Raw genomic sequence first — 23266 nt, 5'->3', positions numbered from 1 at the left:
GCATGTCCAGCCGGATACCGTTGCACGCTCAACGTTTTTTCATCGTCTCGCCGGGAGCGCACCATGCCGAGAGATCCTGTTCGTCGCGCTCGATCGCGCAGCCCCAGTCGAGCGGCTGGTCCTGATCGAACCGTTTGCCGAGCCGCCACGCAATCTCCGCGCGCGCGAGCTGCACGCCCATATAGAAGGCGTGGCCGCCGTCGGCTTCGAGGTGCAGTTGCGGGTAGAGCGCGAACGGATCACTGCCGCGACGATGGCCGTCGCGGTTGTAGACATGAAGGCCTTCGGCGCTGACCTGCACGCGGAAATTCGGGTCGCGCACCTCGCGCGCCACTTCGTCGATCTCGGCGGCGCTATAGGGAAACGGACGCCTGGCGTGCACGGTCGCGAGGTCGCCGTCGATGCCCTTGGGCAGCACCTGCGCCTCGCGCGCGGCATGCATCACTCGGCGCGCCACGTCGGCTTCGCGCACCGCGCGCCGCGCATGCTGGCTGACCGAAGTGGTGAGCACCGCGCTTACGCGCAACTCCGCCGCCATGCCGAGCAGCACGGCGTTGATGCCACTGGTGTCCGCTTCGGTCAGTTCGGTCACGTTGCCGATGCCCATCATGATCGCCACTTCCGGGTAGCGCGCACGCAACTGCACGTAGCGCGCAATCGAAGCGGCGAGGCCGAACGGGATCGGATCGAGAATCGGATCGGCGAGAAAAGGGCGTCCGCGCGCGGCGCAGTGTTCGATGGCTGCGTCGAGCGAGGCGGGGTCGCCTGGATGACGCGCCACGAGTATCGGCGTGGCGCTCACCTCGTCGGCAATCCACAGCGTGTCGAGGTTCAGGCTCATGAGGTAGTCCGCGCCCGCGCGGCCACCGCGCAGCAACTCGTCGGTGCGCATCGAGTCGACGCTCACGCGATGGCCTTCGGCCTTGAGCCGGCGCACCGCGTCTTCGAGGTGCGCGAACGGCGTATCGGGCAGGCAGCCCAGGTCGATCACGTCGGCGCCTTGTGCCGCGTAAGCGCGGGCGCGCGCGGCAATGGCGTCGAGATCGAGATGCGGCGCGTCGACGATCTCCGCGAATATCCCGGTCTCGTAGCGGGTCAGATCGAAGGGTTTCGCCGCATGGCCGAAATACTGCGGCAGGTCTTTCACTTCCTCGGGGCCGCGCTCGAACGGCACGCCGTAGTGCGCGCTCAGCGCGGCGAGCTCGCCCCGGCAGCGCCCCGGCACGATCACGCGCTGCGCGGCGAGCGGCGCGCTCACGCGACGGCGGATCATGTCGGCGGTCATCAGCGCGGCCACCTGCAGGCCGATTTCGCGAATCTCCCACGTGAACGGCGTGGGCGCCATGCCTTCCAGCACGCGCAGGAGGCTCTTTTCGGCGAGCCGGCCGGTCAGGAAGACGATGTGATCCATGCGAGACCGAGTGTCGACATGCGTGCTTCGAGCGCCGCCTTCAGTTCATCGAGCGAGCGGACGAGGGTGGTGTATTCGAAGCGCGACAGGCGCTCGACGTTGTCGAGTTCGATCCGCCGCGGGCGCAGCTCGACCCACTCGTCGGGGCTGTGCGTGAGCACGGTCGGCTCCGTATCGCACGCAAAAACAATGCCGGGAATGCATTGCTTGCCGGCCTGCGCATACATGTTGGTAGGGAGCGTGTCGGAGATGCCGAACGCGCATTTGGCCACGGTGTTGCTCGTGGCCGGCGCGATTACCACGGTGTGATACGTGCCGTGATAGAGCATGCCCACCGGCACGCCGCTCGCGCTGTTGTCGCGCAGCACGCGAAAGTGATTGCGCAGTCCGGGCAGCGTCCAGCCGTAGAGCGGCAGCACTTCCTCGGCGGCCGCGGATAGAAAGAGATCGACGCCCGGCAGCGTGAGCGCAAGCGCGAGCGATTCTTCGAGCAGATGGCCGGAGCCGGTCACGCACCACGCAAAGCGTGCGTCGTCCTTGAAGTGCTCGAGACGGCGGGCGGGCGCCTGGGTCATGCGCGGGTCATGGCTCGATTCACGCGCTTTCGTCGAGCGCCGCACCCTCGTGCGAGAGCCGGATATGCAGCCGGCGCATCTTGCGATACAGCGTGTTGCGGCTCATGGCCAGCGCCTTGGCGACATTGCTCACGTTCCAGCGGTGCTCGTCGAGCAGCGCGAGCACCGTCTCGCGCTCCTTGATCTGGAGCGCGTTGAGCGCCGGGAGGCCGGTGGCGTCGGCGGGTTGCAGCGGCGCAGGCGCCGCGGCGCGCGAGGCGGCCGGCACATCGGTTTCGGGCCCACGTTGCACGATTTCGGCGGGCAGGTCTTCGCTGCGAATCAGTTGCCCGTCGCATAGCGCGATCGCCATCTGCAAGACATGGCGCAACTGGCGGATATTGCCGGGCCACGGGTACGTGAGCAACGCGTGCTGCGCTTCGGGTGTCAGTTCCGGCGCGTCGTTGTCGGTTTCGCTCGCGAGCAGATGGTGAATCAGCGCGAGTTTGTCCACGCGCTCGCGCAGCGGCGGCAGGGTCAGCTCGACGCCCTTGAGCCGGTAATACAGATCCTCGCGGAATTGCCCGCCATGCACGAGTTCGAGCAGATTGCGATGGCTCGCGCTTACGAGCTGGAAGTCGACCTTGACGGTCGTTTCCGCGCCGAGCGGCGTGACCTCGTGCTCCTCGATCACGCGCAGCAGGCGCGCCTGCAACGCGAGCGGCATATCGCCGATCTCGTCGAGAAAGAGCGTGCCGCCATTGGCCTGCACGATCTTGCCGCGCCGCCCTTCGCGCTGCGCGCCCGTGAACGCGCCCGCGCGATAGCCGAACAGTTCGCTCTCGATCAGGTTCTCCGGCAGCGAGGCGCAATTCACCGGCACGAACGGTCCGGAAGCATGCGGGCTGATGCTGTGCAGCGCCTGCGCGAAGACCTCCTTGCCGGTGCCGGTCTGGCCACGCAGCACGATGGGGATCTTGCGCTGGACCACGCGCGCGGCCAGCTGGATTTGCGAGGCCATGAGCGGGTCGCCGAATTCGAGGTGCGCGATTTCGTCGAGCCGCGGCGGCGCAGGTTGCTTTTCCTGCGTGCGGCTGCGCGCGGCGGGCGCGGATACCGCGATGCGCGTGCTCAATCCCGCACTGTTCTGGGGCGTTTGCGCGACGAGGAAAAAGCGGTTGCTCGCATTCGCGCTATACACGGTGATCGGATGGAAGGAGCCGCGCATGCTGCGCGCGATCATGTCTTCGAGAGACGCATTGAACGCCTCTTCGATACGCCGGCCGCGCAATTCGCCAAGCGAGCGGAAGCCGAGCTGGAAGAGGGCGCTGCGGTTCGCCGCGAGCACGGTGCTGTCGTCGGCCACGGCCAGCTTGCCGCCGTGCAGCGTGCCGACGAACTCCGGGCGGCTATGAAAATGAATCATGTTCGCGTGCCGGTAACGCGCATCGAGCAAGCGGTTTTCGATCATTTGCCGCGACATGCCCACGAGCACGAGCGAATGCTGCTGCAGGAGTCTCGAACGGCTCGTCACGTCGAGCACGCCGGCAATCTCGCCGCGGTCGTCGAAAATCGGCGCGGCCGAGCAGGTGAGCGACGTATAGCGCGGATAGAAATGCTCGTGCTGGCACACGGCAATGCATTCGCGTTCCGCGAGACACGTGCCCATGCCGTTCGTCCCGGCCTCGCGTTCGCTCCACATTGCGCCGACGCGGAAGCCGTCCGCGGCGACCGCTTCGGCGAATGGCATCGAGGAGACCTGGTGCACGATCACGCCGCCGGCATCGACGAGCGCCACGGCGAGTTCCGGGTCGGCCAGTTGCTGATAGAGCGTGGTCATTTCCAGCTTCGCGCATGCGATCAGGTCGCTCACGGCCTCGCGGCGCTGGCTGAGTTCGTAGTCGGTCAGGACAGGTGGAGGGGTAAAGCGTGAAGGATCGAGATTGAACTCGTTGACGCAACGCGCCCACGATTGGGCTACCGGTTCGCTGGTAGGACGCGTGGCGAGTTGGCGGTTGACGACATTCATGACTTCACGGACGTGCAGATTGCTGTCAGTGAGCAACGACATGGGGCTTGTCTCCGTTGCGTCAATGCGTGCGCACCGGGCTGGCAATGCGGCGAAAGCCCGGGGGCTTTCGCCGCGGGTGCCTTGACCAGACATGCGCGACGACGATTGTCGCTTTATCGAACCTGTTTTCCCCGACGCCGCAACGTCTTGGGTTGTGTGCGTGCTGAGCGTCCCGCCCTGACATCCGGCGTTGGCTTAAAACTTTACGCCCGATGTCGTTTCCATTCAATAAGCAGTCGAAATAACTTTACATAGCGCGCCCGCTTTTTGCTTCTCTTCGCGCCATGCTGTACCGCAGCGCGCCGCCGTATGCAAATGCTGGCGCTAATTAAACCGTCGTGCGCATGCGTGTTGCAGGTTCGGCGCAGAGTGCTCCACTTTCCGTTCAGCCTGTATCGCGTAGCGCGGATTCGCATCGCATCATTCAGCCAATTGCCGCACTGCGGCGGAGGACACCATGTACCGAACCGATACCGCTCGCCTCGACGGTTTCTCCACCGCCTGCGCCGACGCCGCGCCGCTCGATGCGAGCTCCCCGCAAGCGTTGCCCACGCGCATGGATATCGTGTTCATCGAGAATTTCGTCGGGCACACGGTGATCGGCATCGACAAAAGCGAGGAGGGCGTTGCTCAACCTGTTCGCATGAACCTTGCCATCGGCGTACCCGCCATTCGCGCATGCAGCACGGATCGCATTGAAGACACCATCGATTACGCGGCCGTGCGCGGGGCGCTGCATGCTTTGCTCGCGGCGCACGGCGTGCGTTTGCTCGAAGCACTGGCTGAGGCGGTTGCGCGTCTCGTGATCGTCGAGTTCGGGGCGCACTGGGTGCGCGTGTCGCTCGCGAAACCCGCGAAGTTCGACGACGTTTCCGCCGTTGGCGTGCAGATCGAACGGCAACGCAGCGATATGGGCAAAGCGGCGACGGCGCTCGCCGACTATGCGTCGCTCGGCCAGGGGCTCTTTCCGAATTAAACGCTACGCATGCAAACGAGGCGGCGCCACGATCGGGCCGCCTCGCTGCTTATCAGGGTTCTTCCGCGGTTCTGGATGGTTTTGTGCGCCGCACGCTACGGCGTCGATGCCGTCTTCTCGTGGCCTAGCCCGCAACTGCGATACGCCTCGGTCTGCAACGTGCGAAATCGTTTGGCCTGTGCTTTCGCGCGGTCGACGCGAAACTCCGAGCCGCCTTCGCCGCCTAGCGTCGCGTACTTCGCGAAGGTGGACTGGTCGACGAAATCGTCGTAAGGCAGCACGGCCGCCATCCGGTCGATCACGCATGAGCATTTGTACACGTTTGCAAAGTCGTGACCGTTCTCGTCCATGCAGCCCAGCACGTATTCCACACGTCCCTGAGTCGGATAGTTGTAGCCGGCCGCCGGAGGCGGCGTTTTCACGGTGTCGTCGTCGGCCCGCGCGAGCGGCACGGCGAACGCAAGCGAGGCGCAGGCCAGCAACACACAGCTTCGTAGGGTCATTTCACACCCTCATGAGAGGAGTCGTACCTTGCGGCGCCCCATGCGGGGCGCCGGCCACCGGCATCGCCACGTTCTTTCGCGACCGGATTGCCCTAGTTCGGCGCGAACGGATGCGCGACGGTGCCCTTCTTCGCCACGACTTCGGCCGCGCTCGGCTCGCCGTTCACGGCACGCTTGATCGCCTCGCGCGTGGCCTTGTAGTTGTATTCCTGAATCTTCTTGTCGTCCTCCGCCTGCCAGTGAATGAACACGCCCACGCACAGGAAGAGGTCGTCGGCTTCGTCCTTCGGGATCGTGCCGTCTTCCACGCTGTCGGCCACCGCGAGCGCGACCGCATGCTGCGCGGGCCCGAACATCTGCACGGCCTGGCGCGCGCCCTTGATCGTCACCTTGTTGAAGAGGATCGTGTTCGGCTTGGCGAGCAGGTTGGGCGCCACCACGGCGAGCAGCGATGTGAAGCCGTCCTTGTTGTTGGTGAGCGCATTGCAGAACGCGAGTTCCGCAGCCGAACCCCGCGGGCCGATCAGCAGGTCGATGTGCGCGACTTCATTGCCTTCGCCGACGAGCGACTCTCCTATCAGGACGCGATTGATCTTGGCCATATTGTTCCTCCGTGATGGATAAGGGCCTGCTGACATGAATAACGGGCTTGCGAACGTGCCGGATGAAGTGCCGTCCAGGTCGGAGCCAGTCCGCGATCGACGGGCGGCGGGGTGAAACACGGTGGCATTCACTAACAGGAACCGTGCCAGCGCGCGCGGCGCGCTTCGCGAGGCGCGGCCGATGCAGTTCGCGCCGCGCTCATGCGCGGGCGAGGCAGCCCGCGACGAACAGCGTGGCGACCGTCAGGTCGGCGCTGGTGCCGGGGTTGATGGCGCGGGCCTTCAGTTCGGCGTCCCATGCATCGAATGCATCGAGCGCATCGAGCGCATCGAGCGCGTCGGGCGGGGGGGCGCGGGCGGCGTCGCGGGCGTCGAGCCGCGCTTCGTGCAGCTTGCCGAGCCAACGTGTGTGCCGCTCGCGTGCCGCAAGCGTGACACTGTGCGCCACGGCCGCGCCCTGCTTACGCACAATGTGCGAGTCGGGCCAGCGCGCGAGGAAGGTGAGAAACACGTGCAGCGTAGCAAGGCGCGGCTGGTTCGCGGGCATGGCGCGCCACGCGGCGAGGCCCGTTTCGAATACGTCGCGAAAGCCGTCCGCGTACTGGCGGGCGATGCTGTCGCGCGCGGCGGCGAGCTTCATCGCGTCGCGCAACGCGACGGTGGGCGTGCCATGAACGGACTGTTCGGGCGCATCGCCCAGGCCCCCCGGATTGGCGAGCGCGATCGCGCGATACGCGAGGCGTGTGTCGTCGAGATCGAGGCGCGCGAGCACGCGTTCCGTGGCGTCGCGCCAATGCGCGGCGCGCAGCGGGCGGGCAGTGTCTTCCAGCGCGGCGGCGAGCGGGGCGACGAGCAGCACGATGCCGAGGTTCGTGTTGCAGCCGGCCGCTTCGCGCGTGCGCGCGACCGCATCGAGCACGCGCTGCCCGACCGTTGCGCCGGGGGCGACGAGCGCGCCGGCGGCAGCTTCGGCGCTGGCGAGAAACTGCGCCGCGCGCATGCCATGGCCGGCGCTGCGCATGCTGACGTTGCCGGGCTTGGGGGTTTCCACGTCGAGACGGCAGGCATCGAGAAACGCTTGCCGGGCGGGTGCGAAACCGCTCTGGCCGGCGTGTGCGGTCCCAGCCGGTGGCTCAGCCATGGCCTTCGTGCAGGGCGACGACGGTGGCGTGAGGAGCGGCGTTGGTCTGCGCGGGCGTGTTGCGCTGCGCGGGCAGCTTGCGCAGCAGCAGGTCGTCGACGAGCGCCGCCGCGAGATCGACCGACGTGACCGACTGTAGCCCGCGCCACGCCGCCACGCCGTTCACTTCCAGCACCAGCGGCCGGGCTGGATCGTCGGGATCGGGAATCAGGTCGACGCCCGCGTAGTCGAGCCCGAGCGCCTCGGTCGCGCGTATCGCGGTGCGCGCGAGCGCCGCATCGAGTGCCGCGGCTTCGCATCTCGCGCCCTGGGCGACGTTATGAATCCAGCCTTTGCCGCCGGTGCGCCGCATTGCCGCCACGGCCCGCCCGCCGATCACGAGCACCCGCCAGTCGAAGCCCGGGCGCGCGCCCTCCACATAACGCTGCAAATAGGCCACCTGCCGATACGGCTTGAGCGAAGGCAGCGGCGCGAGAACCCGAGGCGGCGCGGCGCCGGGGCCGAGCCGTTTGAGGCCGTGGCCTTGCGAGCCGAACAGCGGCTTGAGCACGACGCGCCGCCCCGCCGCGGCCTCGCGCATGAGCACGCGCTGCGCGAAGGCCGCCGACTCACCCACCCATGTGGCGGGCGTCGGCACGCCGCTGCGGTGCAGCAGGAAGGTCGTCATCGACTTGTCGACGCTGCGCTCGATCGCGCGCGCGTCGTTGTAGACCGGCACGCCCGATTCGCGCAACGCGTGCAGGATGCCGAGGCGCAGTGTGACCTGCTCGAAGGTGCCGCCCGCGATGCCGCGCACGAATACGGCGTCGGGCAGCGTGCGGCCGAAGCCCGGCAGCGCGAGACCGTGCGGCGTCCAGGTCGTATCGATGCGGCAGTCGGCGAGATCGACGCAGCGCGCCTGGGCGCCGCGCGCGCGAAAGGCCTTCTTGAGCCGCGTGGTGTGCCAGCCCGTCTCGTCGGTCATGATGGCGATGCGCAGCGACGCCTGCGCGTCCGCATTGCCCTCGGCGGCGGCCTCGAGGCTCATGGCTGCGCGCTCCATTGGCCGTGCAGCACCGCGGCGTCGATATGCCCCCCGTGATACGTCGCGCCGCTTTCGAGGCTGCTCACCCACACCTCGGCGGGTGCGAACAGCGCCGGATCGATCTGATAGAAGTCGTGGTTGAACGACGCGAAGATGTCCGCGAACGGGCGGCCATGGTCGCGCGAAGTCGAGGCGGGCAATTCGGCGGCGAGTTGTTTCGCCACGGCGTCGTGCTTGACCGTGAGATGCACGCGCCCGCCATAGAGGATGGCGTCGTTGGTGCGGCCCATCGCCTGGAGGCCGTCGGGCGCGGGCGGCGGCAAGGGCGCCGAGCCGCCGGCTTCCGCCACTTCGTCGAGCGCCACGCCGAGCACGTGTGTCTTGTGCAGGGCGACTTCCACCACGCGCGCCACCACCTGTACCGTTCCCGCGACAGAGTGTGTCGGCGTAACGACGAGCGTGAGCTGCGCGGGCGCGAGGCTGCAATCGTGCAGCACCTTGTCGATCACGACCTGCGGCGGCAGCCGGTCGACTTCGAGCACCAGGGCGCCGCGCGGGTGCCGGTCGCGGTAGTGCAGCTCGCTGTACAGCGGCTCTTTCACGGCGAGTGCGCGCGCCGGGCCCGAGCCGAGCGAGAAGAACTTCTTGCCCCCGGTCTGCTCGCGCGTGGCGGAGAGGCTCCAGCCCGCGTACTGGCTGCCCAGGCACGCCAGCACGGGCCACGAGGTGCGCACCTCGATCATGCTCGGCCACAGCGGCTGCGTTTCCAGGCTCTCGCGCACGGTGACGTGGCCGAGGCCCCCCATGCAGATGCGCGCGATCAGCACGCCGGCCGCGACGCTGCCCGGCGCGTTCACGCCCGCGTCGACGATCACGGTGCCGTGCTCCGTGTGGCTCACCACGGCGCCGAAGCGCGGCGCATCGTCGACGAGCCGGCCGACGAGCCGTTCGCTCAACGCGTTTACGCTCGGCGCGGCGGCGCCGACAGGCGGCGGAGTATCAGGCGTTGCAGGAGAGTCGATCATGGTTGGGTTCCTGGCAGGATTCGATGCGTTGCAGAACGCGCTGTTGCTGCGCGTCGAGCGCGCGCTGCACGGCCTCCACCGAAGCGGCGCGCACGAGCAGCGTGCAGACGGGCTGTCCGGCCTCGATGCGCGTGCCGGGCATCGGCACATCGCGGCAGTGCGGGTCGCGTAGACAGGCGTCGCTCAACGCCTGTGAGACGTCGAGCCCGTGTGGCGCGAACAGCACGCGCTGGCCGGCCCGGCATGGCGCTAGTGCCGGATCGGGAGCCGCGCCGCCTGCACACGAGGCGCTCGAGGCGGGCGGCAGGCGTCCATGCAGGCAGGCCGCGATGTGCCACGCGAGCAGCCCGTGCGGCCAGGCGCGCGGCGCGGCGGTTTCGTAGAGCGCCATCGTCGCGGAAGGGCGCGTGTTGATTTCGAGCAGCGCAAACATGTCGCCATCGAGCAGGAAGTCGCAGCTATGCATGCCGGTGAGGCCGGTGCGCATGCAGAGCGCCGCAATGGCCGCGCTCACGCGCGCCGCGGTCTCCGGCGGCAAATCGATGGGGCCGATCGCCCCCGCATGCACGAAAGGCAGGCGGCCCATCGCGCAGACCAACTGCTCGGCGAAGCCAATCACGCGCGCCGCGCCGCGCGCGGCGATGAAGAGCGCGGAGAGCGGGCGGCCGGGCATTTGCCGCTGGAAATACGCCTGCGGCGAAAGGGGCGCGCCAGGCACGTCAAGTCGATCGCGGGCGGCCTCGGCGGGTTCGATATGGGTGCCCCCGCAACCATCGGCATGCTTGACGAGCCAGCCTTGCGGTGCGGCGGGCGGCGTGAAGCTGACCGGCGGGTGAGGGATGGCCAGCGCGTCCAGCAGCGCGAAGAAGCGCTGTGGCTCGCGCACCGCGGCGCTGGCGGCGGGCTTGCCGATGAAACGCGGCAGGCCCGGTGTGCCGCACATCGTCGCGACGAATGGTTCGAGCCCGCTGCCGGCAATCCAGCCGATCAGGTCTGGCTCGCGTGTTGCGGCGAGCGCGAGCGCCTTGACGAGCCGCCCGCCGTCGATCGACAACGGTGCGCCGCCAATGTCGATCCACTGCATGGCGGCTGCGCGGGTGTCGCGATCGCCGAAGATGTCGAGTGCGATCACGCGCAGGCCCGCGCGCGCGGCGGACTGCGCGAGCATACGCGCCGACAGTCCCGCCACGGCCACGCACGGTGTGGCGGTCGATGGCGAGTGTGCCGGAGGGGCGCTCATGGCGGCACGCAACGCCGCGCTCAATCGAGGCCCGCCGCCACGGCGCGGGCTTCGTCGAACGCTTCCGGAAAGCCCAGGTAGACGGGTTTGCCGCCGGTGCGCATGCGGATGAAGAGGCGGTGCTCCACCTGGTATTTGACGTTGCCGATCGCCAGCGCGCCGATACCGATGGCGTCGGTCGCGCCTGACCCGCCGGCCGCATTGGCATGGCCCGCGATCGGCTTGCCGTCGTTGACCACGTTGACGCCCGCGATGCCCTCGGGCGGCACGGCATTGACGTCGGCGGCGATCAGCAGATGGCGGGCGTGCGCGAGGTCTTCCGTGCTCGCCACCTGCACGCCGGCAAGCGCAGTGGCGAACACGATTTCCGTTTCCGCGAGCGCCGCGCGGCGTTCGGCCTGCGTCGCCGTGCTCACGCCCTTCGTCAGGATGCCAAAGCGCTGGTTGATTTCCTCGCTCACGCTCGCCGCGCGTGCATGGCCGGCATGGCTTGCTATCGACACGTCCGCCCCGAGCGAGGCGGCCATCGCGGCCGCCACCCGCCCGACCGCGCCGGTGCCGCCGAGAATCAACACGCGCTTGCCGCCCAGCTCCATGCCATAGGCCTTGGCCAGATGGCGCTCGACCAGCGCGACGAGCGCCGCGGCGGTCGTGTACGAACCGCTCGGGTCGGCGAACACCGACACTTCGAACGGCGGCACCATGGCCTTGCGCGCGGCGTCGAGCATGTCGGCGGCGAGCATGACGTCGCGTCCGCCGATGAAGATGCCGGTGCGCGACACGCCCTTGGGGCCGCGCGAAAAGATCGCGTCCTGGGTGAGGTTCGCGACCATCCTGGCTTCGACGTTGCAATACGGCACGATGACCTGGTAGCCGGCGTCGGCGGCCATGTTCACGTCGAACGGACTCATCTGCGGCGAGGCGGTGAACATGTGCAGGACGTAGGGCCGTTCGGCGGGCTTTTCGGTGGGCTTGTCAGGGGTGTCGGACATGGCATGGGGCTCGTTTCGGTAGCGAACTCATGGACTGCGCACGGGAGGGGCTCACGGCCGCGCGGGTGTGGGCTGCCGCGGGCGAACGGGGTGCCGCGCGTGGCGCGGGCGGAGTCTCATACGGCGTGGGCGCGCCGCTGGGCGCGCAGGGCGGCGCGCCGCACCTCGGCGCCGCGGTTGCGGCCCGCGACGACCGTGCATTCGATATGCGGCATGCCGCGCGTGGCGTCGCGCGCGGCCGCCAGCGCGCAGGCGGCGTCGTATTCGCTCGCGACGATCGCGAAGCCCGTGGGTCCCCAGGAGCTCTGGCCGATCCCCGCCGTGCATTGCGCCGCCACGGCGCGCAACGCGCGCTCGACGTCGGGGCTCGCAAACACGCCCCCCTGCACCGGCGCAAAGTATTCGCCGATGGTTTGCTGCAACTGCGTGAGGCCGCGCGCGAAGGGCACGATGTCCGCTTCGGCTGCGCCCGGGAGGATCTGCATCAGCACGAGGTGGCACAGATGCGCGGCGAGCGCTTGCGGAAACGGCGCGAGCGCGGCAAGGCCGCGCCGCTCCGCCTCGCCATGCAGTCCCACGCGCGCGGTGTCGCTCACGAGCAGCACGCGCCAGCTTTCCGGAAACGGCTGGCGCGCAAGCAGGGGCGGCAGGCTCGAGTGCAGGCCTTTGGCGGGGCCCCCGTCCACCAGCAGGCCGCCGGCTTCGAAGCCGAGCACGCCAATGCCGGAGCGGGCGCCGCGCGCGAGCAGCACGGCGAGTTCCGCGGGGGTGGCGCTGTGATCGAGCAGGCGCACGAAGGCGACGCCCACCGCGAGCGCGAGCTGCGTGCCGGACCCGAGGCCCGTGTGAGCGCGTGGCGTGCGGATCACCTCGATCGCCACGGGCGTCGGGTCGTAGGCGGCATGCAGCCGCGCGAGGCATATCGCGATGCGCTCGCGCTCCGCCTCGGTCAGCGCGCCGTCGATCTGGTCGCGCTCGGCGAGCCGGGCTTCGATGCGGGTGCCGCCGCCGTCGATCACGAGGCCGACGCTGCCGAACGCGCGGCCGAGCGAGGCGTTCGGATCGAGGAAGCCCAGATGCAGGCGCGCGGGCGCGTCGACGGTCACGGTGGCGTCGGGGGGTAGGCGGCGAACGTGAAGCTGCATCGCGAGAGTCCTCGTGCTTGGCTGTGCCGAAGCGCCGGCGCCGCATCGGCGAATGCCGTGGCGCAGCGGTGCGACGCCCGATCTCACGCAAAAGCTGTACCAGACGGCGTCGGGCATGCGCCGCGCCTCATGCGTCGTACTTGATATAGCGAAAGCGCGGGTCGTCTTTGGGGGTGCCTTCGAGCGCACCGCCTTCGGCGCCCGGCTGCCACTGGATCACCGATTCGATCTTGCTCGCCAACGCGAAGTCCTTGTCGGTGATGCCTTTCGCGGAATGCGTCTTGAGCTTCACGATCACGAATGCATAGGAGACCGTGAGATCGGGGTGATGCCACGCCGCCTCCGCGAGGTGGCCCACGGTGTTCACCACCATCAGCGTGCCCTTCCAGCCTTCCGTGCGGTACTTGCGCCGCAGCCAGCCGTCTTCCAGATACCAGTGCTGGAGCGGGCCGATGAGACGCTGCCGGACCTCATCGTCGGAATAGACCTGTTCTGCGTTTGACATGACCGTTGCTCCGTGCCGTTGCTTCCCATATAGGGGCGCCAGGCCCGGCGAGGACCTGGCGACATTGGCGTTGCGCTGCAATTGGCGGGCCAGCCCGGTGGTGCGGGGCGGCGCGGGGCGGGGCGCCGGGCGCACAGGCGCTTCGCGTTCGCCGTGCTTCGCGATGGATACGGTCCGTCCCGGCCGGTGACACAGTATGTCCCACCCCCAAGGGCACGGCGGTTCACACTCGTGACACCGGGCGCGCGCTCACGCGCGGCGCGCGGCATCCAGGCAGGCGGCCCGGGGCCGCTCCGTAGAGCCCGCCATGCGCGGCCGCGCTCGCGTTCGCGCCGCTGCAGGCGCGGACAACCAATGGCGTACCCGCGCACCACGCAGCACGCCGTTCGATTCCGGCATGAAACCTGCATTGGGCTTCATGCGCCGAGCAAAGCCCGACACTCGATCGGGAACGTGCGCGGGTTCGTTACCCTGCATTCGAAGAGGCGCGCTCGATGCGACGAGGTAGCGTGGGTTGTTTGTCAGTTGCACTGCAAGACCATTCTGGAGGAGACATGAACTTACGCACCGCGGTTCTTGGGCTCGCGATCCTCGCGTCGGCAGCCCTGAACGCTATCGTTGCACAAGCCGATCCACAGCTGGACGGACTCATGAAAAATCCGTCTAACTGGGCGTCGCAAGCCGGTGACTATGCGAATCACCGCTACAGTCCGCTCAAGCAGATCAACGAAAACAACGTCGGCAAACTTCAGGTGGCATGGACCATGTCCACCGGCGTGCTGCGCGGGCACGAAGGTTCGCCGCTCGTGATCGGCGACACCATGTATATACACTCGCCCTTTCCCAACAAGGTCATTGCGATCAACCTGAAGGACCAGACGTTCCTCTGGCAGTACCAGCCGAAGCAGGACGACGCCGTGATCTCCGTGATGTGCTGCGACACGGTCAATCGCGGTCTTGCTTACGGCGACGGCAAGATCTTCCTGCAACAGGCCGACACCAAGCTGGTCGCGCTCAACGCCAGGACGGGCGACGTGGTATGGACCGCGCAGAACGGCAACCCGAAAGCGGGTGAGACCAACACCAACGCGCCCCACGTATTCGGCGACAAGGTGCTCACCGGCATTTCCGGCGGCGAGTTCGGCGTGCGCGGACGTCTCATCGCCTACGACATCAAGACCGGCAAGCCGGTATGGACGGCCTATAGCACCGGGCCCGACAACGAGATGCTGATGGACCCCGACAAGACGATGACCTACGCCGACGGCAAGATGGTGCCGGTGGGCGCGAACTCGTCGTTAAATTCGTGGAAGGGCGATCAGTGGAAGCTGGGCGGCGGCACCACGTGGGGCTGGTACGCGTGGGACCCCAAGCTCAACCTTGTCTACTACGGCACGGGCAATCCGGGCACGTGGAACCCGACGCAACGGCCGGGCGACAACAAGTGGTCGCTCTCGATCATCGCGCGTGATCTCGACACGGGCATGGCGAAGTGGGTCTACCAGATGACGCCGCACGACGAGTGGGACTACGACGGCGTGAACGAGATGATCCTCACGGACCTGACGATCAACGGCAAGAACGTGCCGGCGATCGTGCACTTCGACCGCAACGGCTTTGGCTACACGCTCAATCGCGCAACCGGGCAACTGCTGGTGGCGCAAAAGTTCGATCCGGCCGTGAACTGGGCTGACCGCGTCGACATGCACACCGGCAAGCCCATTCGCAACGCAGCCTATTCGACCCAGGCCGCGGGCGCGGACCACAACGTGAAGGGAATCTGCCCGGCCGCACTCGGCTCGAAGGACCAGCAGCCGGCCGCGTACGATCCGAAGTCGCATCTGTTCCTCGTGCCGACCAACCACGTATGTATGGATTACGAACCATTCGATGTCGACTACGTATCGGGCCAGCCGTATGTGGGCGCCACGCTCTCGATGTATCCGGGTCCGAACGACAACAACTCGATGGGTAACTTCATTGCCTGGGACGCCTCAAAGGGCAAGATCGTCTGGTCCAAGCCCGAGCGCTTCTCGGTGTGGTCGGGTGCGCTGGCCACGGCGGGAGGCATTGCGTTCTACGGCACGCTCGAAGGCTACATCAAGGCGGTTCGCATCAGCGACGGCAAGGAACTGTGGCGCTTCAAGACCCCCTCGGGGATCATCGGCAACGTCTTCACCTACGAGTATCAAGGCAAGCAGTACATCGGCGTCTATTCGGGGATTGGCGGCTGGGCCGGCATCGGCATGGCGGCCGGACTCCAGAAGTCCACCGAAGGCCTTGGCGCCGTGGGCGGGTATCGCGAACTGGCAAAGTACACGGCGCTGGGCGGCACGCTCTTCGTGTTCGCCATTCCCGATAGCCATAGTTGAGCGGCCGGTCCTGGCGCAAAACGCGCGAGCCTTCCGCCCCTCGCATGAAGGGGGGCGGCGGCCGCGGCTTGCGCCGGGCGCACCCGACGCACGAGACGCACCCGAGGCTGGCTTCACGCGTCATCCGCTTCATGCATCGTGCGCTGCGCCGTCAAGGCGTCGCGGCGCGGCTTCACTCGCAGCCTTATTATCAGGGAGACATCTGCAAATGAAATACCCGACCATCCTGTTGCGTGCGGTGCTGCCCGCCGCATTCCTCGTGCTGCCCGTTGCGTACGCCCAGACCAATCCTGCGATTGCCCAGGTGACGTACAAGGTGGTGGACGGCACCAAGGTCGACGGCAACACGTTTCTAGGCTGGAAGACCTGGCGCGCGCTCGACTGCGAGCGCTGCCACGGCGCGCAGCAGCAGGGGCTGGTGGGTCCGTCGCTGGTCGACGCGTTCAAGACGCTCGACAAGAACGAGTTTCACCGGACCGTGTTCGGCGGCCGGATCGCCAAGGGCATGCCGGACTTCAGCTCGAGCCAGATGATGCAGAAGAACTGGGAAAATCTGTATGCCTATCTAAAAGGACGCTCGGACGGCCAGATCAAGCCCGGCGACCTGCAGTCCATGGATGCGAAATAGGCACGTTTGCCGACTTGAGGAGGTGATCGATGCGTCATGGCAACCGGATGCACGTGTACGTCCCGCTCGTGGCCGCCGCGCTGGGTTACGCGGCGCTCTCCTTCAGCGCGGTGCGGGCGCAGGGCGAGGCGGCCCTGCCCAACAACGACGGCGCCGACGGCGTGCTGCGCGTGTGCGCGGACCCGAACAACATGCCCCTGTCCAACGACAAGGGCGAGGGCTACGAAAACCGCATCGCGAGCCAGATGGCGAGCGACTTCGGCTACAAGCTCGAATACACGTATTTTCCGCAGCGCATGGGCTTCGTGCGCCATACGCTGCGCGAGAAGGCGCCCGACACCGATCGCTACAAGTGCGACCTGATCATCGGCGTGCCCAAAGGCTATGACTTGACCTCGACCACGCAGCCATATCTGCGCTCGACCTATGCCATGGTCTTTACGAAGCGGCCCGAACTGGCGTCCATCAACACGCCCGACGACCTGCTCAAGCTGCCGCCAGACGAACTCCACAAGCTGCGCTTCGGCATCTTCACGCAAACGCCCGCGGTCGACTGGCTGCTCAGCCACAACCTGATCGACCAGGCGGTGTCGTACAGGGTGCAAAGCGGCGACCCGCAGGACTATCCCGGCCAGATGATCGAAAAGGATCTGCGGGCGGGCAATGTCGACGTCGTTTTCCTCTGGGGGCCGATTGCCGGCTACTTTGCCAGGCGTTCCGGCGACACGGTGAAACTCGTGCCGTTCCCGAGCACGCCGGGCATCCGTTTCGACTACACGATTTCGATGGGCGTGCGCTATGGAGAGAAGGCGTGGAAGGACAAGATCGATCAATGGATCGGCGCCAATCACGACAAGATCGACAACATTCTCGCGAGCTACCAGGTACCGCTCCTGAAGCCTGTCGACGCGCCTTCCGCCAAGCCCGCGGACGGGGCGCCATGAGGCGCGGCCTGAAGGGCGCGCGCGAGCCCGGGCCGCGCGCATGGCGGCACGCGCTCGCCGTTTGCCTCGCGTGTTGCGCATGCGCGCTGCAGGCTCCGGCGCACGCCACGGGCACCGGCGATATTTCGCCCGCCGAGCGGCTCATCTTCATGACGGACCATCTGCACGGAGTCAGGCAAGAATCCGAGCTCGACTACGCATTGCTCAGTGCACAGCCGCCGGAGCAGGGCTCGGACACCGTGCGCGTGCTCGTGGTGAGCCCCGGCAACGCCAAAGGCGACGCCCAGGTTTCCGACCACAGCGGGGCGGTGCCGCTGCCCAACGGCGGCCTCGCGTGCAACCCCGTGATCATCTATTTTCTCGAACGCGACATTGCGGACATGGAGCGTGCGACGGGCGGAAAACGCCGCTATTTTCAGCAGCGCGTGCGCCTCGCGCTCGCCGCGGGTCCGAAGATCGAAACGGTAACGACCCAGGTCGGCGGCAAACCGGTGACGGCGCAACAGATCGTCATCCAGCCGTACAAAGACGATCCCAACGCGGAACGTTTCGCGCAGTACACGGGCAAGCGCTACACGTTCCTGATCGCGGACACCGTGCCAGGCCAGGTCGCGCTGATCCGCACCGAGGTGCCCGGCGCCAACGGCGACTTCGCGCATCCGTTGCAGACCCGCACGCTGCGCTTCGACACCGTGGTGCGCAAGCTGCCGGCGCCCACTGGCCCGAATGGGCCCGCTTCGCCCGCGAAGCCACCCGATGCGCCGCGCGCGAACCGATGAACGGGCGGGACCCCCGTGAATTTCGTCCGTTCGCTGACCTTGCGCCAGTTGCAGATCTTCGTCGTGGCGAGCCGCTACACGAGCTTCGCGCGCGCGGCGGAAGAGCTGCATCTCACGCAGCCGGCTGTGTCGATGCAGATTCACCAGCTCGAAGACGCGGTGGGTCTGCAGCTTTTCGAGCGCATTGCGCGCAAGCTCGCGCTGACCGAGGCCGGCGAGAAGCTGACGCATCACGCAAGCCGCATTCTTGGCGAGATCAAGGACGCCGAAGACGCGATGACATCGCTCAAACAGGCCGATAGCGGAACGATTGCGGTGGGAATCGTCAGTTCTGCAACATATTTCGCGCCCAAGCTGCTGGCCATGTATTCGCATCTGTACCCGAAGGTGGACGTACACCTTTCGGTGGGCAACCGCGATGCGCTGCTGCGCCTGCTGCAGGACAACGCCATCGATCTCGCCATCATGGGCCGCCCGCCGCCGGAACTCAGCACCATGAGCGAGGCGCTCGCATGGCACCCGCAGGTGCTGATCGCGCCGCTCGATCATCCGCTGCGCGACGCGCAACGCTTCGATCTGCAGGAGCTGCGCGGCGACACGTTCCTGTTGCGCGAACCGGGCTCGGGCACGCGCATGGCGGCGGAGGAAATGTTCAGGCAGCACCTGTTCACGCCGGCGAAGGTCGTGACGTTCGGCAGCAACGAAACGATCAAGCAGGCGGTCATGGCGGGCATGGGCGTGAGCCTGATTTCGCTGCACACGCTGTTGCTGGAACTGCGCACGCAGGAGATCGCGCTGCTCAAGGTGAACGGCACACCGATCGAGCGCACGTGGCAGATCGTGCATCTCGGGGCCAAGCAGCTTTCGCCCACGTGCCGCATGTTCCGGCAATTCCTGCTCGAGCAGACCGCCGCGTGGCTGGAACGCGAGTACGCGGTATTCGTGCCGTCGCCGGCGAAGTCGCAGGTGTGGGCGTGAAGCGCGTTGATGAAACAAGGGGAATGCATCGATGGACTCCGGCGAGCCGCTTCAGGACTGGCGCCAGCATGCCTTGCAGATCGAGGACGAAGTCTCGAGCGTCGTGATTGGCCAGGCGCAGGTCATCCGCCTCATCACCGTGGCGTTGTTCGCGCGCGGCCACGTGCTGCTCGAAGGCGGCGTGGGCGTGGGCAAGACGACCGTGTTGCGCGCGTTCGCGCGCGTGGTGGGCGGCGCGTTCGAGCGTGTGGAAGGCACGATCGACATGATGCCGGGCGACCTCGTCTATCACACGTATGTCGACGCCGAAGGCAAGCCGCGTATCGAACCCGGCCCGCTGCTGCGCCACGGCGAGCGGCTGAGCACGTTCTTCTTCAATGAAATCAATCGCGCCCGCCCGCAGGTGCAGTCGCTGCTGCTGCGCGCAATGGCCGAGCGTTCCGTGTGGGCGTTCGACCGCGAGTATCGCTTCCCGCACATGACGGTATTCGCCGATCGCAACAAGGTCGAACAGGAGGAAACCTTCGAGCTTGCTTCGGCCGCGCGCGACCGCTTTCTGTTCGAATTGAGCATGCCCACGCCGGACGAGGCCGAGGTGCGGCGCACGCTGGTCTTCGACGCGGCGTTCCACGACGTCGACACGCTGCTCGCCAGGCTTTCGCCCGCGGTCGTGCAGTGGGAACAGTTGAACGCAGTCGGGGCGATCATTCAGCAGAGCGTGCAGTCGAGCCGGACGATCGAGCGCTATGTGCTCGACATCTGGCGCGCGACGGAAACGCCCCGGCACTTTGGCATTGCGCTCGATGGCGTCGACATGGAGCGCCTCGTGCTAGCGGGCGCGAGCCCGCGCGGCATGGGCGCACTGTTGCGCGCCGCGCGCGTGGTGGCGTGGCTCGACGGCCGCTCATACCTCGTGCCCGAGGACATTCACGGCGTGCTGCTGCCCGCGCTCGGGCACCGCGTGTTTTTCACGCCGATCTACGAGCTGCGCCGCCAGGAGCTGGCGGAAGCCCTGATCGCGCAGATCGTGAACCGCGTGGCCGTGCCCTGAGCCATGAGCGCCGCCGCGCAATTTCATTACCGCTTTCCGTTGCGCGCTTCGGGGCACCGGCCCGGCGCGCACCCGGGCACGAGCGTGGGCGCGGGCGACGCGTTTGCGTCTCACGGTCGCCTGTTCGATCATCCCGACCCGCGCCGCCTGGACTTGCGCGCGAGCGTGCGCGCCGCCCGATCGGAATGGCTGGTGAGGCTGCACCTGCAACGCTCCGCCGTGCCGGTGCAAGCGGTGGTCGACGTCTCCGCGTCGATGCGCTTCGGCACGCGCCGCACGAAATTGCAGGTGGCCGCCGACTTTGTCGACGCGCTGGGCTACAGCGCGTTTCGCGCGGGCGATCCGTTAGGCATGCTTGCTTTCGATCGGGGCGAGCGCGAAGACCTGTTCATGCCTGCGCGGTCCGGTCGTGGTGTCGGCAATGTCTATGCGTCGATGCTGCGCGAGTGTGTGGGCGACGGCGATGACGCGGGCGGTGCGACGATCGCGGGGCTGCAACGTGCCGCGTCGAGACTCGCGGGCAGACAGGCCCTCGTCTTTCTCGTTTCCGATTTCCATTGGCCGCTTGCCGGCATGCCGTTGGTGCTCGATCTGCTCGTGCATGCATGCGTGGTGCCGATTGTGGTGTGGGACAGCGCCGAGACCACGCCGCCCGCAGGCGGCCCGCTGCTCGCGGTGCGCGACGCGGAGTCGGCGGCGCAACGCACGCTCTGGCTGCGCCACAGCGTACGCGAGCGCTGGCGCGAAGCGGTCTCGCGGCGGCGCGCAGAACTTGCCCAGGCGTTGACGGCCCGCGGAATCCGTCCGTTCTACGTGCAGAACGTGTTCGATCCCGAGGCCATGTCGCGCTACTTTCTGGAGGCGGGCGCATGAGCATTCCGCGTTGTCCGCGCGCGGCAATCGCACTGGCCGCTGCGTGCGTGTTGTCGCCGGGCGCGTGGTCCGCTGCGCCTCAAGGCCGCGTCGTCGAGTCCATGGTGCTGGAGCCGCGCGCGTTCGGCTATCTGCTCGGCGACGTGCTCACACAGCGCGTTCTCTTGCCGGACGGCGACAGCGGCGCGGTATCGCCGCCCTCGATCGGGCGCGCCACGGCGTGGCTCGAGCGCAGACGCGTGCGCATCGACGACGACGCGCAAGGCCGCACATGGATGGCGATCGACTACCAGGTCGTGAATGTCGCGCCAACCCTCACCCGCATTGCCTTGCCCGCGTTGACCTTGACCTCCTCGACCGGCGCGACGTTCCATGTCGCGCAATGGCCGATCAGCGTCGGGCCGATGACGCCCGCGGACGCCTTCAAGACCGGCGATCTGCAACCGCTGCGGCCCGACCGGCTCGCGCCCCCGATGGCGGTCGAACCGCTGCGTCGCCAGATGCGTCTCGCCCTTGGCCTGCTCGGGTTGACACTGCTCGCATGGGCGGCCTGGTGGCGGTGGCGCGGCTGGCGGGAGTCGGCGCAACTGCCGTTCGCGCGCGCGTGGCGGCAGATCCGCAAGCCCGGGGGACCGAATGGCGCGGCTGCTTCCGACGCGTGGGTCTGCCTGCACCGTGCGGTGAACGAAACGGCGGGGCACGTCGTACACGCGGGGTCGCTTTCGGGCTTGTTCGATCGGGCGCCGTATTTGCAACCGTTGCGCGTGCAACTGGAACAGTTCTATTGCCAGTCGACTGCGCGATTCTTCACGCCTGTGCAGGGAACGGCGGGCGCGCCTGCCACGTCGGCTGATCTCGATGCCGTGCGGACGTTGAGTCAGGCGTTGTACCGCGCCGAACGGCGTGAGCAGCGATGAACCTGTCACCCGATTTTTCGGCGCCCTGGCTGCTCGCCTTGCTGCCGCTCGCGGCATTGCCGCTGTTACCGGCAAGTCGCGATGCGCTCACGTTTCCCTCGCTGGCGTGGCTGCCCGCCGACCGCCTGGGACGCTGGACCGGCTGGATCAGAAAGGGCAGCGCCGTACTGGCGATGCTGGCTATCGTCGTCGGTCTCGCCGGTCCGGGCCGCCCGCACCACGACGTGCAGCGCACCGGCAGCGGCGCCCAAATTCTGATTCTGATGGATCGCAGCGCGAGCATGGACGAAACGATGAACAGCAAGGGCGCGGAAATGCCGGCCGGCGAGTCGAAGAGCCAGGTTGCGCGCGCTTCGCTCAGGCAGTTCGTCGCGCAGCGGCCGAACGACCAGCTCGCCTTCATGATGTTCGGTACGAGCGCGCTGCTGGTCATGCCATTCACCTATGACCATCGCGTGATCGATGCGGCGATCGCGGGCACGGCGGTGGGGCGCGGCATGCCGGATACGCAGCTCGACCGCGGGCTGCTTGCGGCTATCGACGAGTTCGACGCGGGCCTGTCGTCGGGGCGCAGGGCGATCGTCCTCGTTTCCGACGGCGGCGCGCGGCTCGATGAGCGAATCCGCCGACTCGTGCGCGATGGCCTGCTGCGCGACCAGATCGCGCTCTACTTCATCTATTTGCGCAGCGGCGTCTACAGTCCCGATCTGAATGCGGCGGTTCCGGCCAGCGGGGCTTCGGCGGAGGCCGAGCTGCATCGCTATTTTTCCTCGCTGAGCACGCCCTATCGTCTGTTCCAGGCGGGCAACGCCAAGGCGATGAAGGACGCCATGGCCGAGATCAACCGGCAGCAAAGCGCGCGCACCACGTTTGTCGAACATGTGCCGCGCCAGGATCTTAGCCCGTATTGCTTTGCCTTGGCGCTTGCCGCCTGCGTGCTGCTCGTGGCGCTGAGAGTCTTGCAGGTGCGGGACTGGGCATGAAGCGCGCCACGGTCCATCTCGTCTTCGCAGCCGTCGCGCTGGCGTGCGCCGGCGTGGCGGCTTATAGCGCCGTGCGCCTGCAGCGGGCACAGCGGATCAACGAGGCGGTGGCAGCCGCCTTGGCGCATCAACCGCAACCGAAAGGCGAAGACCATGGCCACGAGGCGAGGGAGGTGCGGCTCGCGCGTGCGGTCGCGCTCTCGAAGCAGGGCGCTGACGACGCGGCGGCCCCGCTGTTCGAAGCACTGATGCGCGATGGCGCACCCGATGCGCTTCGCCGCGCGGCGCTGTTCGATCTTGGCAATCTGTATCTGCGCGAAGGCATCGGCCACGGCGCGCCGGGCATGATCGCCTCGGCCGCGATGATCGAAGAGGCCAAGTCGCGTTATCGCGTCTTGCTGCGCGACGATCCCGATGACTGGGATGCGCGTTACAACCTCGAACGCGCGCTGTGGCTCGCGCCTGAGACGCGCACCGGCTCCGACAAGCCCGACATCACGGAGCAGCACGACGTGAAGGTGCATGACCCACAGAGCAAGGACCTTCCGTGAG

The 23266-nt window shown here is 67.4% G+C and carries 23 protein-coding genes; 11 read left to right on the top strand and 12 right to left on the bottom strand.

The window, feature by feature from the left end; translation table 11 throughout:
• Nucleotides 1-28: 28 nt before the first annotated feature.
• From BHE01S_RS22725 to BHE01S_RS22715, 3 genes are read right to left on the bottom strand one after another with little or no spacing between them, the layout of a single operon-like run.
• A complete protein-coding gene (locus BHE01S_RS22725; protein ID WP_042267910.1) occupies nucleotides 29-1411 on the bottom strand; it encodes a DUF6513 domain-containing protein in 1383 nt (460 codons plus the stop codon).
• Nucleotides 1390-1986 (bottom strand): flavoprotein, encoded by a 597-nt coding sequence (locus BHE01S_RS22720; protein WP_042267907.1) that lies wholly within the window; start codon nucleotides 1984-1986, stop codon nucleotides 1390-1392. Before BHE01S_RS22720 ends, BHE01S_RS22725 begins: the two co-directional genes overlap by 22 nt.
• A 19-nt stretch (nucleotides 1987-2005) precedes the next feature.
• On the bottom strand, nucleotides 2006-4036 hold the full coding sequence (locus BHE01S_RS22715; RefSeq protein ID WP_042267905.1) for a sigma-54-dependent Fis family transcriptional regulator: 2031 nt from the start codon (nucleotides 4034-4036) through the stop codon (nucleotides 2006-2008).
• 457 nt (nucleotides 4037-4493) lie between these two features.
• Between BHE01S_RS22715 and BHE01S_RS22710 the strand changes: the two genes are divergently transcribed.
• Entirely contained in the window at nucleotides 4494-5012 is a 519-nt protein-coding gene (locus BHE01S_RS22710) for a dihydroneopterin aldolase (RefSeq protein ID WP_042267902.1), read from the top strand.
• Nucleotides 5013-5107: 95 nt separating this feature from the next.
• Here the strand turns inward: BHE01S_RS22710 and BHE01S_RS22705 are convergent, their stop codons facing one another.
• The 9 genes from BHE01S_RS22705 to BHE01S_RS22665 form a co-directional block, all read right to left on the bottom strand.
• Nucleotides 5108-5515, bottom strand: coding sequence for a hypothetical protein (locus tag BHE01S_RS22705; RefSeq protein WP_042267899.1), 408 nt, complete (start codon nucleotides 5513-5515; stop codon nucleotides 5108-5110).
• A gap of 92 nt (nucleotides 5516-5607) precedes the next feature.
• Entirely contained in the window at nucleotides 5608-6117 is a 510-nt protein-coding gene (fae, locus tag BHE01S_RS22700; RefSeq protein WP_042267897.1) for a formaldehyde-activating enzyme, read from the bottom strand.
• 199 nt (nucleotides 6118-6316) lie between these two features.
• On the bottom strand, nucleotides 6317-7258 hold the full coding sequence (locus tag BHE01S_RS22695) for a triphosphoribosyl-dephospho-CoA synthase (protein ID WP_042267895.1): 942 nt from the start codon (nucleotides 7256-7258) through the stop codon (nucleotides 6317-6319).
• Entirely contained in the window at nucleotides 7251-8285 is a 1035-nt protein-coding gene (locus BHE01S_RS22690; protein WP_042268011.1) for an ATP-grasp domain-containing protein, read from the bottom strand. Before BHE01S_RS22690 ends, BHE01S_RS22695 begins: the two co-directional genes overlap by 8 nt.
• A complete protein-coding gene (mch, locus tag BHE01S_RS22685) occupies nucleotides 8282-9307 on the bottom strand; it encodes a methenyltetrahydromethanopterin cyclohydrolase (RefSeq protein WP_042267893.1) in 1026 nt (341 codons plus the stop codon). Before mch ends, BHE01S_RS22690 begins: the two co-directional genes overlap by 4 nt.
• Complete coding sequence (locus tag BHE01S_RS22680; protein ID WP_042268009.1) at nucleotides 9282-10547, bottom strand: ATP-grasp domain-containing protein; 1266 nt, start codon at nucleotides 10545-10547, stop codon at nucleotides 9282-9284. Before BHE01S_RS22680 ends, mch begins: the two co-directional genes overlap by 26 nt.
• 20 nt (nucleotides 10548-10567) lie before the next feature.
• Complete coding sequence (locus tag BHE01S_RS22675; protein WP_042267891.1) at nucleotides 10568-11539, bottom strand: NAD(P)-dependent methylenetetrahydromethanopterin dehydrogenase; 972 nt, start codon at nucleotides 11537-11539, stop codon at nucleotides 10568-10570.
• A gap of 116 nt (nucleotides 11540-11655) precedes the next feature.
• Entirely contained in the window at nucleotides 11656-12684 is a 1029-nt protein-coding gene (locus BHE01S_RS22670) for a beta-ribofuranosylaminobenzene 5'-phosphate synthase family protein (protein ID WP_042268007.1), read from the bottom strand.
• A 127-nt stretch (nucleotides 12685-12811) separates the two neighbouring features.
• On the bottom strand, nucleotides 12812-13189 hold the full coding sequence (locus tag BHE01S_RS22665; protein ID WP_042267889.1) for a 4a-hydroxytetrahydrobiopterin dehydratase: 378 nt from the start codon (nucleotides 13187-13189) through the stop codon (nucleotides 12812-12814).
• Nucleotides 13190-13743: 554 nt separating this feature from the next.
• Between BHE01S_RS22665 and BHE01S_RS22660 the strand changes: the two genes are divergently transcribed.
• From BHE01S_RS22660 to BHE01S_RS22615, 10 genes are all read left to right on the top strand, one after another.
• Nucleotides 13744-15561, top strand: a complete 1818-nt coding sequence (locus tag BHE01S_RS22660; protein WP_042267887.1) for a methanol/ethanol family PQQ-dependent dehydrogenase — start codon at nucleotides 13744-13746, stop codon at nucleotides 15559-15561.
• Between the two features lie 208 nt (nucleotides 15562-15769).
• On the top strand, nucleotides 15770-16189 hold the full coding sequence (locus BHE01S_RS22655; RefSeq protein WP_042267886.1) for a c-type cytochrome: 420 nt from the start codon (nucleotides 15770-15772) through the stop codon (nucleotides 16187-16189).
• Between the two features lie 29 nt (nucleotides 16190-16218).
• Nucleotides 16219-17133 (top strand): substrate-binding domain-containing protein, encoded by a 915-nt coding sequence (locus BHE01S_RS22650; RefSeq protein ID WP_042267884.1) that lies wholly within the window; start codon nucleotides 16219-16221, stop codon nucleotides 17131-17133.
• Nucleotides 17130-17912: a hypothetical protein gene (locus BHE01S_RS22645; protein ID WP_084069120.1), complete on the top strand. Its 783-nt coding sequence runs from the start codon at nucleotides 17130-17132 to the stop codon at nucleotides 17910-17912. The genes BHE01S_RS22650 and BHE01S_RS22645 overlap by 4 nt, the downstream gene beginning before the upstream one ends.
• 15 nt (nucleotides 17913-17927) lie before the next feature.
• Complete coding sequence (locus tag BHE01S_RS22640) at nucleotides 17928-18890, top strand: LysR family transcriptional regulator (protein ID WP_042267882.1); 963 nt, start codon at nucleotides 17928-17930, stop codon at nucleotides 18888-18890.
• A 31-nt stretch (nucleotides 18891-18921) separates the two neighbouring features.
• A complete protein-coding gene (locus BHE01S_RS22635) occupies nucleotides 18922-19941 on the top strand; it encodes an AAA family ATPase (protein WP_042267880.1) in 1020 nt (339 codons plus the stop codon).
• A gap of 3 nt (nucleotides 19942-19944) precedes the next feature.
• The gene (locus BHE01S_RS22630; RefSeq protein WP_042267879.1) at nucleotides 19945-20814 is read left to right on the top strand and encodes a DUF58 domain-containing protein; all 870 of its coding nucleotides are present in this window, start codon (nucleotides 19945-19947) and stop codon (nucleotides 20812-20814) included.
• Nucleotides 20811-21731, top strand: a complete 921-nt coding sequence (locus BHE01S_RS22625) for a hypothetical protein (RefSeq protein WP_052406059.1) — start codon at nucleotides 20811-20813, stop codon at nucleotides 21729-21731. Before BHE01S_RS22630 ends, BHE01S_RS22625 begins: the two co-directional genes overlap by 4 nt.
• Nucleotides 21728-22714, top strand: coding sequence for a vWA domain-containing protein (locus tag BHE01S_RS22620; protein ID WP_042267877.1), 987 nt, complete (start codon nucleotides 21728-21730; stop codon nucleotides 22712-22714). The genes BHE01S_RS22625 and BHE01S_RS22620 overlap by 4 nt, the downstream gene beginning before the upstream one ends.
• Nucleotides 22711-23265, top strand: coding sequence for a hypothetical protein (locus BHE01S_RS22615; RefSeq protein ID WP_042267875.1), 555 nt, complete (start codon nucleotides 22711-22713; stop codon nucleotides 23263-23265). The genes BHE01S_RS22620 and BHE01S_RS22615 overlap by 4 nt, the downstream gene beginning before the upstream one ends.
• The last annotated feature ends 1 nt before the right edge of the window (nucleotide 23266 follow it).

The sequence above is a fragment of the Paraburkholderia heleia NBRC 101817 genome, from assembly GCF_000739775.1.
Lineage (GTDB): Bacteria > Pseudomonadota > Gammaproteobacteria > Burkholderiales > Burkholderiaceae > Paraburkholderia > Paraburkholderia heleia.
Note: the sequence above shows the minus strand (reverse complement) of the source record. Positions and strands in the feature narration are given on the sequence as shown.

What these genes read in the sequence shown, in the direction of transcription:
- BHE01S_RS22725 (WP_042267910.1), bottom strand. Translation starts at nt 1,411, where the DNA reads ATGGATCACATCGTCTTCCTGACCGGCCGGCTCGCCGAAAAGAGCCTC.
- BHE01S_RS22720 (WP_042267907.1), bottom strand. Translation starts at nt 1,986, where the DNA reads ATGACCCAGGCGCCCGCCCGCCGTCTCGAGCACTTCAAGGACGACGCA.
- BHE01S_RS22715 (WP_042267905.1), bottom strand. Translation starts at nt 4,036, where the DNA reads ATGTCGTTGCTCACTGACAGCAATCTGCACGTCCGTGAAGTCATGAAT.
- BHE01S_RS22710 (WP_042267902.1), top strand. Translation starts at nt 4,494, where the DNA reads ATGTACCGAACCGATACCGCTCGCCTCGACGGTTTCTCCACCGCCTGC.
- BHE01S_RS22705 (WP_042267899.1), bottom strand. Translation starts at nt 5,515, where the DNA reads ATGACCCTACGAAGCTGTGTGTTGCTGGCCTGCGCCTCGCTTGCGTTC.
- fae (WP_042267897.1), bottom strand. Translation starts at nt 6,117, where the DNA reads ATGGCCAAGATCAATCGCGTCCTGATAGGAGAGTCGCTCGTCGGCGAA.
- BHE01S_RS22695 (WP_042267895.1), bottom strand. Translation starts at nt 7,258, where the DNA reads ATGGCTGAGCCACCGGCTGGGACCGCACACGCCGGCCAGAGCGGTTTC.
- BHE01S_RS22690 (WP_042268011.1), bottom strand. Translation starts at nt 8,285, where the DNA reads ATGAGCCTCGAGGCCGCCGCCGAGGGCAATGCGGACGCGCAGGCGTCG.
- mch (WP_042267893.1), bottom strand. Translation starts at nt 9,307, where the DNA reads ATGATCGACTCTCCTGCAACGCCTGATACTCCGCCGCCTGTCGGCGCC.
- BHE01S_RS22680 (WP_042268009.1), bottom strand. Translation starts at nt 10,547, where the DNA reads ATGAGCGCCCCTCCGGCACACTCGCCATCGACCGCCACACCGTGCGTG.
- BHE01S_RS22675 (WP_042267891.1), bottom strand. Translation starts at nt 11,539, where the DNA reads ATGTCCGACACCCCTGACAAGCCCACCGAAAAGCCCGCCGAACGGCCC.
- BHE01S_RS22670 (WP_042268007.1), bottom strand. Translation starts at nt 12,684, where the DNA reads ATGCAGCTTCACGTTCGCCGCCTACCCCCCGACGCCACCGTGACCGTC.
- BHE01S_RS22665 (WP_042267889.1), bottom strand. Translation starts at nt 13,189, where the DNA reads ATGTCAAACGCAGAACAGGTCTATTCCGACGATGAGGTCCGGCAGCGT.
- BHE01S_RS22660 (WP_042267887.1), top strand. Translation starts at nt 13,744, where the DNA reads ATGAACTTACGCACCGCGGTTCTTGGGCTCGCGATCCTCGCGTCGGCA.
- BHE01S_RS22655 (WP_042267886.1), top strand. Translation starts at nt 15,770, where the DNA reads ATGAAATACCCGACCATCCTGTTGCGTGCGGTGCTGCCCGCCGCATTC.
- BHE01S_RS22650 (WP_042267884.1), top strand. Translation starts at nt 16,219, where the DNA reads ATGCGTCATGGCAACCGGATGCACGTGTACGTCCCGCTCGTGGCCGCC.
- BHE01S_RS22645 (WP_084069120.1), top strand. Translation starts at nt 17,130, where the DNA reads ATGAGGCGCGGCCTGAAGGGCGCGCGCGAGCCCGGGCCGCGCGCATGG.
- BHE01S_RS22635 (WP_042267880.1), top strand. Translation starts at nt 18,922, where the DNA reads ATGGACTCCGGCGAGCCGCTTCAGGACTGGCGCCAGCATGCCTTGCAG.
- BHE01S_RS22630 (WP_042267879.1), top strand. Translation starts at nt 19,945, where the DNA reads ATGAGCGCCGCCGCGCAATTTCATTACCGCTTTCCGTTGCGCGCTTCG.
- BHE01S_RS22625 (WP_052406059.1), top strand. Translation starts at nt 20,811, where the DNA reads ATGAGCATTCCGCGTTGTCCGCGCGCGGCAATCGCACTGGCCGCTGCG.
- BHE01S_RS22620 (WP_042267877.1), top strand. Translation starts at nt 21,728, where the DNA reads ATGAACCTGTCACCCGATTTTTCGGCGCCCTGGCTGCTCGCCTTGCTG.
- BHE01S_RS22615 (WP_042267875.1), top strand. Translation starts at nt 22,711, where the DNA reads ATGAAGCGCGCCACGGTCCATCTCGTCTTCGCAGCCGTCGCGCTGGCG.